Here is a 12,610-nt window from a genome sequence, read left to right on the forward strand (position 1 = left end):
GCTGAGTGCCGGCGATCGGACTGCCTGCCCGCCGACGGGCTCAGGTCCGCGGCGCCAGCTCGTAGGTCGGTCCCAGATCGGTGCGGCTGGTGTCGGGGACCTCGTGCAGGATCTTGGGCTCGCTGTGCAGCAGGCGGTGGACGGCGGCCCGCGCCCGGTCGAGGTCCAGGCCGGCGCGGCCGGCGATGTCCTGCAGGTGCGGAGCGCCGGCGCCCACCTCTGCCTCGGCCACGGCCCGGTAGACCACGGCGTCCTCGCCCGACAGGTCTTCGACTCGCATGGTGCTCCTCCTCGGGACGGCAGCCCGACATCGCGTCGGCACCGCAGGAGGCCTACCCGGCTCCGGCACCGGCACCCGGACGGCGGGCAGACATCGGCAGGTCTGCCGATGGCTTCCCCCGGCGGCGTCCCCGAGATTGGGAGCACCGGGAGCGGTGTGACGCGTCCGGTCTCCGGGAGGAACCCGAGGAGGAGCATTGCAGTACGACGACTTCGTCTCGTCCGTGCAGGCCCGTGGGGGCAGCCCCCGCGACGAGACCGAGACGCTCGTCCACGCGACGTTGCGCGTGCTGGCCGAGCGGCTCACCGCCGGTGAGGCCGACGACCTGCGCGCCCAGCTGCCGGGGGAGCTGCAGGCCGACCTGATCCCGCCGGAGCCGGAGGCACAGCCCTTCGGGCCCGACGAGTTCGCCCGGCGGGTCGCGCGGATGGCACGCGTGCCCGAGGCAGGGGCTCGGGAGGGGATGGTCGCCGTCCTCGCCACGACCCGCGACGCGGTCGAGCCGGGCGAGTTCGACGACGTGTTGACCCAGCTGGGCGGGGAGTTCGCTCGGCTCGTGCCCGGATCGAGGTAGCTCCGACGGTGGGGGCCCCGACACGAGCGGAACCGCAGCCCACGCCGGCCGACCGGCGTCCTCCGGCAGTCGGCGTCAGGCCCGCCACCCGACCACATCGTGGTCGTGGTCCTCCTGTACGTCGGGGCGGTCTCGGCGACCGGGACCCCGCCGCTCCACCGACGGCTCGGCGGATCCAGCCCTCGCCTCCGGCTGGGCCTCGGACGCCGTCAGGTCCCGGAGGCAGCCCGCGCGGAACCGTTGTCCGCCCGCAAGCACCCGGCTCGCCGGACGTCACCGTCCGGCGAGCCGTCCGCGAGCCTCGAGTGCTCGTGCAGCGCACTGCGTGATCGCCGCACCGAACGACACCGGATGGAGGAATGATGAGCGAGTCAGAGCTGGAGGAGACCGGGACCGGAGACGCCGCCAAGCGCATCGGTCAGGCGCCCACGACCACGGACGTGACCGATCCGGAGCGGTCCTCCCGGAACACCGCCGCCGGCTCGGGTTCCGAGCCGGGCGAAGGGCCCGTCCGGCCGGACGCCGACGAGGGGGTGGATCCCTCGGCCAGCATCGAGCCGCACAACGAGGGACTCGTCTGACACGACGGCCCCGCAGCCGCCGGCTGCGGGGCCGTCGCCCTGATCGGTGCAGGCCTCCTTCAGTGCACCGGCCGCCGCCCGTCGGACCCCGCGTTCGTCAGCGACTTCGCCACGCTCCGGGCGCCGGCGTAGATCGCTCCGGCCGCCGCCACCCACGGGCCCGCGACGATCACCGGGTCGAGCGGCTGGTGCTTGAGGTCCGTGCGGTGCTGCCCGACCCGCGACCGCAGGCCGTGGCGGGTGAACTCGGCCTTCACCCCGGTCTCGGTTATCGGGTTGTCCGGGTGGAGCGTGAGGAACGACTTCAGGTGGTGCTCCCACGCGTCCACCCGGTCGGCGAAGATGAGCAGCAGCCAGTGCGCCGCCCGGCCCTCGCTGTAGCGGTAGGCGTAACGGCGGATGGCCCCCGAGACGCCCGACGGCGGCTGGGCGGTGCCGAACACCGGGGTGAGCATCTTGTGCTCGACCGAGCGCTCCCGCGGGTACCTCTCCGGCTGTCGCTCGGGAAACTCCCAGTGCGCGCCGGTGAAGTCCTCCTGGAACTGCAGCTTCGGCACCGCCGGCCGGTCCTTGGGGTCGAGGTCGACGCCCCAGCCCGGGATGCGCTTGCGCAGTTCCTCGGACGACTCCGCGATCGGCGGCTTGTGCGGTGTGTAGGTCATCAGGGTCTCCTGTCGCTCACGCCGCGGTCGGGACGACGAGGGGCTTGATGCAGCCGTCGAGCTTGGCCGAGAACATGTGGTAGCCCTCGGCGATGTCCTCGAGGGGCACGCGGTGGGTGGCCAGCTCACTGGGCTTGAGGTAGCCGTTGCGCACGTGCTCGATCAGCCGGGGCCACTGCCGTTTCACCGGGCACTGGTTGGTGTGGATCGTCAGCCCCTTGTTCATCGCGTCGCCGAACTTGACGGCGCTGAACAGCGGGCCGTAGGCGCCCATCACCGAGATGGTCGCGCCCTTGCGGACGGAGTCGATCGCCCAGTTCAGCGCGACCGGGGAACCGCCTTGCAGCTTGAGCTTGGACGAGGTGACATGCTGGATGAAGTTGCCGTCCGCCTCTGCGCCCACGCAGTCGATGGCGACGTCTGCGCCCAGGTAGTCGGTGGTCTTCTTCATCTCCAGGACGATGTCGCCGTACTCGGTGAAGTTGTAGGTCTCGGCATGGGCGAAGGTGCGCGCCTTCTCCAGCCGGTAGTCCAGGTGGTCGATGACGATCACCCGGCCGGCACCCATCAGCCAGGCCGACTTCGCGGCCACGAGTCCCACGGGCCCGGCGCCGAAGACGATGACGACGTCCCCCTCGACGATGTCGCCGAGCTGCGCCCCGAAGTAGCCGGTCGCCGTCATGTCGGTCAGCAGCACCGCGTCCTCGTCGGCCATCCAGTCCGGGATCCTCGACGGGCCGACGTCGGCGAACGGCACCCGCACGTACTCCGCCTGGCCCCCGTCGTAGCCCCCGGTCGTGTGCGAGTAGCCGTAGATGCCTCCGACGGCGGTGGCGTTCGGGTTGACGTTGTGGCAGTTGGAGTACAGACCTCGCGCGCAGTACCAGCAGGTGCCGCAGAAGATGTTGAACGGCACCATCACCCGGTCCCCGACCTGCAGGTTCCGCACGGACGACCCCACCTCGTCGACCACACCCATGATCTCGTGGCCGAAGGTGTGACCGATGCGGGTGTCCGGCATCATGCCGTGGTAGAGGTGCAGGTCAGAGCCACAGATCGCGGCGAGCTGCACCCGGACGATGGCGTCATTGGGGTGCTCGATCTTCGGCCGGTCCTTCTCCTCCATCCTGACCTTGTACGGACCTCGGTACACCATCGCTCGCATCGGATCCCCTCCTGGGGCGCGGGCCCCGGGGCTCGTGAGCACCACGGGGTGCCCAGCGGCCGGCTCTGCTCACCGGCCCCCTGACTCTGCGCCGGCTGTCCCACCGCGGCCACCGCACAGCCGGACCCACCGCGAGGTTCGGGCGAAAGATCGGCAGATCTACCGATGCTCGACGTCGCCCGGTCTCGCTGTGATGAGCTTCGCCCTGGGCCGTGTCCGCCTGGGGGGTGCGGGTATCCCGCTCACCGCTGAGCAGCCGGCCGGCGAGAACCACTCCGTGGCCCCCGATCGAGCTGCCGCTGCGGGGAAGTTCCTCCATCTCCGTGCCATCGAGCGAGAGGGGACGACATGCCCACCAGACGCAGGCTCAGGGGCCGCAGGCTCGCAGTGCTGGCGGCCGACGGCTTCGAGAAGGTCGAGTTGGTGGTACCGCTGCGAGCCCTGAAGGCGGCCGGCGCCGAGGTGGACGTCGTGTCCCTGCGGCGCGGACGGATCCGCGGGGTGAACCTGCACATGCCGGCCAGTCGGGTCCGCGTGGACAAGACGGTCGGCGAAGCCGATCCCGGCGACTACGACGGGCTGCTCTTGCCGGGTGGGTTCATCAACCCCGACCTCCTCCGGCAGTCCGCCCCGGCGCGGGAGTTCGTCCGGGCGTTCGCCGCGAGTGACAAGCCCATCGCGACCCTCTGTCATGGACCGTGGGTGCTCGCATCGGCGGGACTCGTGGACGGGCGGACCCTCACCTCCTGGCCCGGGATCCGCGACGACCTGGTGAACGCGGGTGCCACCTGGCTCGATCAGGAGCTCGTCCGGGACGGGAACCTCACCACGAGCAGAGGGCCCCAGGACATGTCCGCCTTCGTCCGGGGCATGCTCGATGCCTTCGCGACGACGTCGCCGGAGCCGGCGACGACAGCACCGCGTCGTGAGTCCGATCGGCAACGCGAGGCCCCCATCGGCTGGGCCGTCGCCGCACTGCGATGGTCGCCGAAACCGTCGGCCGCCGCCGTGCTGGGCATCGGTGTGGCCACTGCGGCCCAGCGCGCCCTGCGTGGCCCGGCTGCGCAGAGCTGGAGGACCCGGGCGGCAGCTCGCGCCGGGTGATGTCCCCGACCGTGGTGGCTGCTGCGCGCGGTCTGTGATGCGGCCTCGCGCGTGCACGTCGTCGGGGTCGGGGGCGGTGGATCCCTCCGCCGGCATCGAGCCCCACGACCAGGGCGTCCTCTGCCCCTGACGGCCCCGCAGTCACCGGCTGCGGGGCCGTCGCCCTGATCAGGGCAGCCGAGCGTTCACGCCTGCGCCGTCGCGGCCTCCCGCGCGTCCTCCACCTCCAGTTCGAGGTTGCCGTCCCGGACCACGACGCGCACCCGCTGGCCGCTGCGCACCCGGCCGTCGAGCATCAACCGGGAGAGCCGGTTGTCCAGCTCACGCTGGATGGCCCGGCGCAGCGGGCGGGCGCCGAACTGCGGTTCGAACCCGCGCTCGGCGAGCCAGCCGACCGCCTCCGGAGTGAACTCGACCTCGATGCCCTGGGCCCGCAGCCGCCGGCGGGTCTCGTCGAGCAGCAGGTCGGTGATCCGCTCCAGCTGGGTGTGGTCCAGCTGCTGGAACACCACGATCTCGTCGATCCGGTTGAGGAACTCCGGCCGGAACGACTCGCGCAGCCGCCGCATGAGCCGGTCGCGGAGCCCCGCGTCCGACGACGCACCGTCGCCGGCGCCGAAACCCAGCGGGGCGTTGCGGCCCTGGATGAGCTCCGACCCCAGGTTGCTCGTCATGATCAGCACGGTGTTGCGGAAGTCGACCGTGCGGCCCTGGGAGTCGGTGAGCCGGCCGTCGTCCAGCACCTGCAGCAGGGTGTTGAAGACGTCGGGGTGGGCCTTCTCGATCTCGTCGAAGAGCACCACCGAGTACGGCCGGCGGCGCACCGCCTCGGTCAGCTGCCCGGCGTCCTCGTACCCCACATAGCCGGGCGGGGACCCGACCAGCCGGCTGACGGTGTGCCGCTCCTGGAACTCGCTCATGTCGAGGCGGATCATCCGGTCCTCGTCGCCGAAGAGCGCCTCGGCCAGGGCGCGGGCCAGCTCGGTCTTGCCGACGCCGGTCGGGCCGAGGAACAGGAAGCTGCCGATCGGCCGGTCCGGATCCCCCAGCCCGACCCGGGAGCGGCGCACCGCCTCGGCCACCACGCGCACCGCGTCCTCCTGGCCGACGACGCGCTCGTGCAGGTGCTGCTCGAGGTGCAGCAGGCGCTCCATCTCCTCCTGGGTGAGCTGGCTGACCGGGATGCCGGTGGCCCGGGACACCACCTCGGCGATGTCCTCGACGCCAACCTCCGGCACACCCGACCCGCCCACGCCCGGACCCGCGCCGCCGCCGTCCCGGGCCTGGTCGAGCCGCTGCTGGGCCTCGGCGACCTGGTCGCGCAGCTCGGACGCCCGCTCGTACTGCTCGGCCGCGACCGCCTGGTCCTTCTCCCGCTGCAGCCGCTCGACGTCCTGCTCGAGCCCGCGCAGGTCGGTCGGGGGCGTCTTCACCCGGCGGCGCACGCGCGCCCCCGCCTGGTCGATGAGGTCGATGGCCTTGTCGGGCAGGTGCCGTTCGGTGATGTAGCGGTCGGAGAGCTCGACCGCGGCCCGGATGGCGTCGTCGGTGAACCGCACCTGGTGGTGGGCCTCGTAACGGTCCCGCAGGCCGCAGAGGATCTGCACCGTGTCCTCGACGCTGGGCTCGGGCACCAGGATCGGCTGGAAGCGGCGCTCCAGCGCGGCGTCCTTCTCGATGTTGCGCCGGTACTCGTCCAGCGTCGTGGCGCCGATGATGTGCAGCTCGCCGCGGGCCAGCGCCGGCTTGAGCATGTTGCCGGCGCCGCCGGAGCCCTCGGACGCGCCCGCGCCGACGACGGTGTGCAGCTCGTCGATGAAGACGATGACCTCGTCGCTGTGCTCGCGGATCTCGTCGATGATCTTCTTGATCCGCTCCTCGAAGTCCCCGCGGTAGCGGGTGCCGGCCACCAGCCCGGTGAGGTCGAGCTCCACCAGCCGCCGTCCGCGCAGGGTCTCCGGCACGTCGCCGTCGACGATCTGCGCGGCGATGCCCTCGACGATCGCGGTCTTCCCGACGCCGGCCTCCCCGATGAGCACGGGGTTGTTCTTGCGTCGCCGGGAGAGCACCTCGACGGTCTGCTCGATCTCCTGCTCCCGGCCGATCACCGGGTCGATCTCACCGTTGCGCGCCATCGCGGTCAGGTCGCGGCCGTACTCGTCCAGCGTCGGGGTGCTCGACGGGGGCCGGCCGGCCCCGCCGTGCCCACCGCCCGCGCCCCCGCCCGGCCCCCCCCCCCCCAGCCCCCCGCCCCCCCCCCCCCCCCCCCCGCCGCCGCTGACGGCCTGCTGCAGGGCCTCCGGCGTGACCCCCCGCTGGCGCAGCAGCCGCCCGCCCGGCGAGTCCTGATTGACCGCCAGCGCGAACAGCAGGTGTTCGGGACCGATGTAGGTGGAGCCCAGCGCCCGGGAGATCTGGTGGGCGTCGAGGAGGGCGCGCTTGGCCGCGGGGGTGAGGGCCGGCGTCTCGGCGCGCGGCTCGCCGCGACGCGGCAGGCCGTCGAGCTCGGCGCGCAGCTGCCCCGGATCGGCGCCCGTGCGGCCGATCAGCTGCCGGGTGGGCTCCTCCTCGGTCATCGCCCACAGCAGGTGGTCGGTGTCGAGGTCCGGGCTGCCCACCTCGGCGGCCCGGCGCGCGGCCGCGTTCACCAGTTCCCGGGCGTGCTCGCTGAGGAACTGGGTGATGTCGACGCGCTGGCGGGGCTGACGAGGGCCGCCCATGTAGCGGGCGAAGAAGTCGTCGAAGGGGCTGCCGTACGGGCCTGGGAAGTATCCGCTGGTCATCGCTCGTCCGTCCCGAGAGTGGCGTGGTCCCCTCATGCACTACTCGCCCAGGGGCGGCATCTCCATCGGTCATCCTGCCGAGAGCCCGTCCAGGGACGCGGACCGCCGGCACCGGGCGGCCGGGGCTTCCCGCCCCCCGCTGTCTCTCCCACGTGCCATCGGAGCCGTCGATGCCGCCCAGCGGGACGGCGTGATTTACCAGGCCCGCAACCGGACGGAACCTGGGTTCCGAGAGGCAGCTGTCGGGCACCTCGGCCCGCCGACCTCCACCGCCGCAGTCGGGAGGATCGTCGGTGAGTGAGCACGTGACGTGGGAGACCTGCCCGGACTGCGGGCGGTTCGCCGCCGTGGGCTGGCTCGACGGCGAGCCGGTCGAGTTCGACTGTCCCCGCGGCTGCCGACTGCCGGCAGATGGCGTCTCGTCGACGTTCGGACGGCGGCGTCCCGGACGCCGGTAGGTCCGACACGCCGGCCGACGGTGGGCCGCGAGCACCTCGCCGCCGGCCGGACCTACGCGTCCTTCCTGTGGCCGCTGGGCGGCCGGCACGCTGCGCACGGGCACCCGCGCATCACCGCGATGGCTCCTCCCACAGACCTGCCGCTCCATCTGACCGGGCTGGTGCTGGTGTCACCGCCCGGGGACCTGCGCGGGCTCACACCGCGCGAACTCGAGGTCCTGGGGCTGCTGGTCGAGGGGGCGTCGAACGCGATGATCGCCCGCGCACTGGTCGTCGCCCCGCGCACCGTCGCCGCGCACCTGGAGCACGTCCTGGTCAAGCTGGCGGCGCCGTCGCGGACCCTCGCCGCGGTGCGCGCGGAGCGGGCGGGGCTGTTCGTGCCGCCATCCTGGTGATCGGCCGCCACGGAACCGGGCATGGCTGAGCTGCCACCGCCGGGGGAGGCGTGGGTCGCGGCCGAGGTCGCCTGGATCGCGGCCGAAGCCGGGCCGATCGGGTCGGGGGCCGAGATTCGTACGTCGCCTGATCTCGCGGGGCGGGAGCCGCCTGCGTCGCGCACGTGACCGGCCTGGAGCGTCGTCGTGTCGCGGCGAGTGTTCCTCGGTGGAACCAGGTGACTCTCGGCGGGGTCGACGAGTCCGAGAGTGGCCGTCGGCGGACGCAGCGGGCAGTGTCCCTCGCCGGAGAGTCGCAGGTGACGCCCGGACACTCCCGTCGGGATCCGTGCCGGGTCATCGGTCGTTCCGCCGATGGCGCGGGTCGGGCTCCCGGATGTGGTGCCCTCGAGGGCGACTTCCCGGAGGTGCCAGGAGGTGGTCCTCACTCCCTGGTCGACGTCCCGGTGCCGCCACCGAGGTGCTCGGGAGCCTCGATGGCGGTACCGAGGTCTCGTGCGGATCCCACCAGGAAGTCGATGACCCTGCGGACGGACTGCCCGGCCGGCGCCCGCCAGACGGCCTCCAGTTCCAGCCACAGGTCCGGGTCGAGACGCCGGGCCTCGACCCCGTCGATCCCCATGGGGTCGATCCCCAGGATGCCGGCGGCGATGCCGACGCCCGCAGCGACCGCGCGCAGCACCGCCTCCGGGCTGTTGAGCAGATTCGGTTCGACGACGACCTGCCCGGGGCCCGCACCGCCGGGGAAGAAGTGGCCCACCGTGCGGTCCCAGACGCCGGCGAACGGTTCCCGCGGGAACATGACCAGCACCTCGCGGGCGAGGGCAGCGACCGGCACCCTCGTCGAGTCGGCGGCCCCGTGCCCGAGCGGGACGACCACTCCGAAGCGCACTGAGCCGAGGACGACGCCGTCGAGGTCGCGGTCGACCGGTGCCCGGCTCCAGACGACCGCCGCGTCGGCACGGCCCTGACGGACGGCCTCCAGGGCGTCGTCCCCCCGGCCGGAGCTCACCGAGACCTCGATCCCGTCGATGCCCTGGCCCAGGCTCCTCAACGGACCCTCCAGGACCAGGTCGGCCATGTTGGCCACCCGGAGGGTCAACCGCTGGCGGCCCGCCCCGGCGGCGCGCACGTCCGCTCGGGCCCGCTCCACCTCGGCGAGGATCACCCTGGCCCGCTCGACCAGTGCCTGCCCGGCGACCGTGAGCTCGACGCGCTGCGGCGTGCGCTCGAAGAGCGGCACGCGCAGTTCTCGTTCCAGGGCCTGGATCTGCTGGGAGAGGGAGGGTGCGGCGATGTGCAGCCGGTGCGCTGCACGGCTGAAGCGCCCTTCCTCAGCCACCGCCAGGAAGTACCGGAGCTGGCGCAACTCCATGATCCACTCTACTGCTCCAGGAGCTGCGCACCCGCGCCAGGGATGCCGAAAGCCAGCGCCTTGCACAACAGCCGTTTTCCGTCACGGCGAACGGGACTACCTCGCGCGTCTCGCGGTACATGGGGGGTGGATGGGTCGGCGTCGTCGAGAAGAGCGCTCCCCCGGCATCGTCCGTGTGCCGACGCTGCGCGGGGGGATCGATGGTGACGACGCCGGGCCTCGAACTGGCCGAGATCGCGGCCTCGACCGGCTCCCTCCCCCGAAGGGCGCAGGAGATGCTGGAGGTACTTCGCGGCCTCGTGCCCTTCGACGCCGCGTGGCTGGCCGTCGCCGACCCGATGAGCAGCAGCTACACGTCCGTGGCCAGTGCCGACCTGGACGAGAGCACGGTGCGGTACCTGAGCGGTCCCACGGTGGCGCAGGACATCGAGGTGACCCACACCGACGGCGCGCGCCCGCCGCTGAGCCCGTCCGACCTGCCCTACCCGGCCGCAGACCTGCGGACGTGGGCGGAGTGCTTCATCCCCGCCGGCTTCCACGAGGCCCTGGGCGTCGCCCTGTTCGACGGAGGGCAGCGCCACGTCGGACACCTGGCGCTGCTCTTCAGCAGCAAGGAGCCGCCGCCCCTGGTCATGCGGCATCGGCTGCACCAACTGGTCCCCGTCCTGGCGCACGGATCGGACCCGTTGCGCTCGCTGGCCGCGGCAGCGCGGGTGGTGCGGGGGGCGGCCGCCGGTGCGGTGCTGTGCCGCGACGGCGCCACCCGGCCACTGCCCGGCCTCGACGGCGACGCACTGCTCGCCGAGGGATCGCCCGTCGTCAGCATCGCGCGCTCGTGCATCGACGACGGCCGGGTGTTCGCGTCCTTCCTGTGGCCCCGCGGCGGCCGCCACGCCCCGGACGGGCACGTCCGCGTGACCGTCCTGGCCAGTCCCGGGGAGGCACCAACGAGCCTGCTCGGAACGGTCGTCCTGTCCGCGGTGACCGACCTGCGGGGGCTGACGCCGCGCGAGCTGGAGGTGCTGGGCTTGCTGGTCGACGGGTGTTCCAACCAGCAGATCGCCCGCGCGCTGGTCGTGGCCCCGCGAACCGTCGCTGCCCACCTCGAGCACATCCTCGTCAAGCTCGATGCGCCCACGAGGACGCTGGCCGCCGTGCGGGCCGAGCGCGAAGGCCTCTACGTGCCCCTGTTGCCGTCGCCCTGCCGGGCCTGAATGGGGCGTTCTGCCGATGGCGCTGCCCCGTCGGCACCGGTTCCATGAGCGGAACGGCCGCTCCGCGAGGTCGCCGGCTCAGCCGCGTCCGCACTCGCGCATCCGTCCACACGGAGGGCAGAACGTGATCGGGTACGAATCGTCCACCGAGGCGACGGGGCCGCGGGCCTCCAGCACCTCGCCCCACGCTGGGCCCCCGCTGCTCTCCGGTCGCGGGGGCGCGGTCGGCGGTACCTCCACCGCATGAGCAGGCTGCGGCTCCAGCTCTTCCTCCGCAGCAGCATGTGGCTGCTGCCGATCGGCTGCCTGGCCGCGGGCGCCCTCCTCGCCGTCGGAACGCTCGCCGTGGACCGGGCGACGGACTACCGGCTCATCCCCCAGAGCCTGACCGGGACGCCGTCCGACGCCCAGACGATCCTGTCCTCCTTCGCCACTGCCATGGTGTCGCTGACCACCCTCGTCCTGACGGTGACCCTGGTCGCCGTCCAGCTGGCGATGGGCCAGTTCTCGCCCCGCATCGTGGGGGCGCTGCTCACCGACCGGTGGAGCCAGCTGGCGATCGGGTTGTTCGGCGGGAGCTTCCTGGTCGTGGTGTTGACCCTCCGCGAGATCCGCGGCTCCGACACCGGCACGGTGCCCGGACTGTCGATGCTGCTGTGCTACCTCCTGGTGTTCGCGAGCATCGTCGTGCTCGTGCTGTTCGTGCACCACGCCGGCCAGGGCCTGCGGGTCGCCGGCCTGATCGACCTCGTCGGCGACCGCAGCCGCGAGTTCATCGCCCGCGAGCACGGTGAGCTGCCCGTCGTCACCGGCGGTCCGGACGGGATCGTCGCAGCGCGACCCGGGAACGTGATCCGCGTGGACCGCCCCGCACTGGTGGCCGCGGCCCGCCGGGCGGACTGCGTGCTCGAGCTGGTCCCCGTCGTCGGGGACTTCGTCGTCGGCGGCGCGCCGCTGTTCCGGGTGCACCCGGGCACCCGGTCGCCGGCGAGTGGGGACGGGGACGCGGCCGGTCGGCTCCGGGTCGCCGACGTCACCCGCCACGTCCTGCTCGCCGGAGAGCGCGTGCACACCGAGGACCTCGCGTACGGCTTCCGGAAGCTCGTCGACATCGCCGTGCGGTCGATCGCACAGCCGTTCAACGACCCCACGACGACGGTCCAGGCACTGCACCGGCTCCACGACCTGCTGCGCCAGATCGCCGCTCGCCCGCTGCCCTGTGGTGAACACCGCGACGAGGACGGCGTGGTGCGCCTGCTCGAGCGGACGGTCAGCTGGGAGGGCTACGTCCGGCTGGCATTCGACGAGATCCGCCTGGCCGGGGCGTCGGAGCCGCAGGTGACCCGGAAGCTGTGCGCGGCCCTGACCGACCTCAAGAACGTGGCATCCCCCGACCGGCAGGAACCGCTGGACCGCCAGCTCCGGCTGCTGAACGCCGCCGTCCGACGCGCTTTCGACGACGAGGACGTCCTCGCAGCGCTCACCCCGGACACCGAGGGCATCGGGTCGGGGGCCGACGTCACCGCCGCGCCACCACCGGCCAGCCCATCGCCGAGGGGCACGAGCCAGACCTCCGCCTCCCCTTCTGCTGCCAGGTGAGGGGCGGACCGCGACCAGAGACGACTCAAACCGTCCTGCCGAAGGAGAACGTCATCGGGGTGGAGCTGAGGGGACTCGAACCCCCTGACCCCCACTCTGCCAGGCCGTCATGATCGCGTTCGTCGACGTGCGCTCGGGTCCGCTACGGGCCCTGAGCGGCAGGTTCACCATGGAGGCGGACAGGGGCGAACTAACGCGATCGATCTTGAATCCGCGCCAACTGCAACCACAACTGCAATCAGAACTCCGGGTGGTTAGCGAGCCGCATCAGGCCCGCTGAAGACAATCGCCCTCGCCTAGGTGTACTGCCCATGAGCGTTGTTGACGGCGCCGAGGCCTGATCCAACGAGGAGACCTCCGAGCGAAGGTGTGGGTGCTGACGCCACGCCCGAATGCTCGGAGGTCTCGTGTCCCACGCTA

At 72.5% G+C, this 12,610-nt stretch carries 12 protein-coding genes; 7 read left to right on the forward strand and 5 right to left on the reverse strand.

Annotated elements, in window-relative coordinates:
• Positions 1-40: 40 nt before the first annotated feature.
• Entirely contained in the window at positions 41-280 is a 240-nt protein-coding gene (locus tag ACI78Q_RS21140; RefSeq protein WP_456925427.1) for a hypothetical protein, read from the reverse strand.
• Positions 281-476: 196 nt separating this feature from the next.
• Here ACI78Q_RS21140 and ACI78Q_RS21145 point away from each other — a divergent pair, with 196 nt between their 5' ends.
• The gene (locus tag ACI78Q_RS21145) at positions 477-854 is read left to right on the forward strand and encodes a DUF2267 domain-containing protein (protein ID WP_456925428.1); all 378 of its coding nucleotides are present in this window, start codon (positions 477-479) and stop codon (positions 852-854) included.
• A gap of 362 nt (positions 855-1,216) precedes the next feature.
• A complete protein-coding gene (locus ACI78Q_RS21150) occupies positions 1,217-1,435 on the forward strand; it encodes a hypothetical protein (protein WP_456925429.1) in 219 nt (72 codons plus the stop codon).
• Positions 1,436-1,494: 59 nt separating this feature from the next.
• Here the strand turns inward: ACI78Q_RS21150 and ACI78Q_RS21155 are convergent, their stop codons facing one another.
• Both ACI78Q_RS21155 and ACI78Q_RS21160 read right to left on the reverse strand, forming a co-directional pair.
• Positions 1,495-2,097 (reverse strand): hypothetical protein, encoded by a 603-nt coding sequence (locus ACI78Q_RS21155; protein ID WP_456925430.1) that lies wholly within the window; start codon positions 2,095-2,097, stop codon positions 1,495-1,497.
• Positions 2,098-2,113: 16 nt separating this feature from the next.
• Positions 2,114-3,262, reverse strand: coding sequence for a zinc-dependent alcohol dehydrogenase (locus ACI78Q_RS21160; protein WP_456925431.1), 1,149 nt, complete (start codon positions 3,260-3,262; stop codon positions 2,114-2,116).
• 387 nt (positions 3,263-3,649) lie between these two features.
• Between ACI78Q_RS21160 and ACI78Q_RS21165 the strand changes: the two genes are divergently transcribed.
• The gene (locus ACI78Q_RS21165; RefSeq protein WP_456925432.1) at positions 3,650-4,366 is read left to right on the forward strand and encodes a type 1 glutamine amidotransferase domain-containing protein; all 717 of its coding nucleotides are present in this window, start codon (positions 3,650-3,652) and stop codon (positions 4,364-4,366) included.
• A 185-nt stretch (positions 4,367-4,551) separates the two neighbouring features.
• On the opposite strand, the gene ACI78Q_RS21170 is transcribed toward ACI78Q_RS21165, so the two are convergent.
• Positions 4,552-7,149, reverse strand: a complete 2,598-nt coding sequence (locus ACI78Q_RS21170) for an ATP-dependent Clp protease ATP-binding subunit (RefSeq protein ID WP_456925433.1) — start codon at positions 7,147-7,149, stop codon at positions 4,552-4,554.
• A gap of 293 nt (positions 7,150-7,442) precedes the next feature.
• On the opposite strand from ACI78Q_RS21170, the gene ACI78Q_RS21175 reads away from it, so the two are divergent.
• Both ACI78Q_RS21175 and ACI78Q_RS21180 read left to right on the forward strand, forming a co-directional pair.
• Positions 7,443-7,607, forward strand: coding sequence for a hypothetical protein (locus ACI78Q_RS21175; protein WP_456925434.1), 165 nt, complete (start codon positions 7,443-7,445; stop codon positions 7,605-7,607).
• A 20-nt stretch (positions 7,608-7,627) separates the two neighbouring features.
• On the forward strand, positions 7,628-8,002 hold the full coding sequence (locus tag ACI78Q_RS21180) for a response regulator transcription factor (protein WP_456925435.1): 375 nt from the start codon (positions 7,628-7,630) through the stop codon (positions 8,000-8,002).
• 424 nt (positions 8,003-8,426) lie between these two features.
• Here the strand turns inward: ACI78Q_RS21180 and ACI78Q_RS21185 are convergent, their stop codons facing one another.
• Positions 8,427-9,377 carry a LysR family transcriptional regulator gene (locus ACI78Q_RS21185; protein ID WP_456925436.1) on the reverse strand — a complete coding sequence of 317 codons (951 nt, stop codon included), beginning with the start codon at positions 9,375-9,377 and terminating at the stop codon, positions 8,427-8,429.
• A 200-nt stretch (positions 9,378-9,577) separates the two neighbouring features.
• Here ACI78Q_RS21185 and ACI78Q_RS21190 point away from each other — a divergent pair, with 200 nt between their 5' ends.
• Together ACI78Q_RS21190 and ACI78Q_RS21195 are read left to right on the forward strand one after the other, a co-directional pair.
• A complete protein-coding gene (locus ACI78Q_RS21190) occupies positions 9,578-10,591 on the forward strand; it encodes a response regulator transcription factor (protein ID WP_456925437.1) in 1,014 nt (337 codons plus the stop codon).
• Between the two features lie 243 nt (positions 10,592-10,834).
• On the forward strand, positions 10,835-12,190 hold the full coding sequence (locus tag ACI78Q_RS21195; RefSeq protein ID WP_456925438.1) for a DUF2254 domain-containing protein: 1,356 nt from the start codon (positions 10,835-10,837) through the stop codon (positions 12,188-12,190).
• The last annotated feature ends 420 nt before the right edge of the window (positions 12,191-12,610 follow it).

The sequence above is a fragment of the Geodermatophilus sp. SYSU D00705 genome (assembly GCF_054050135.1).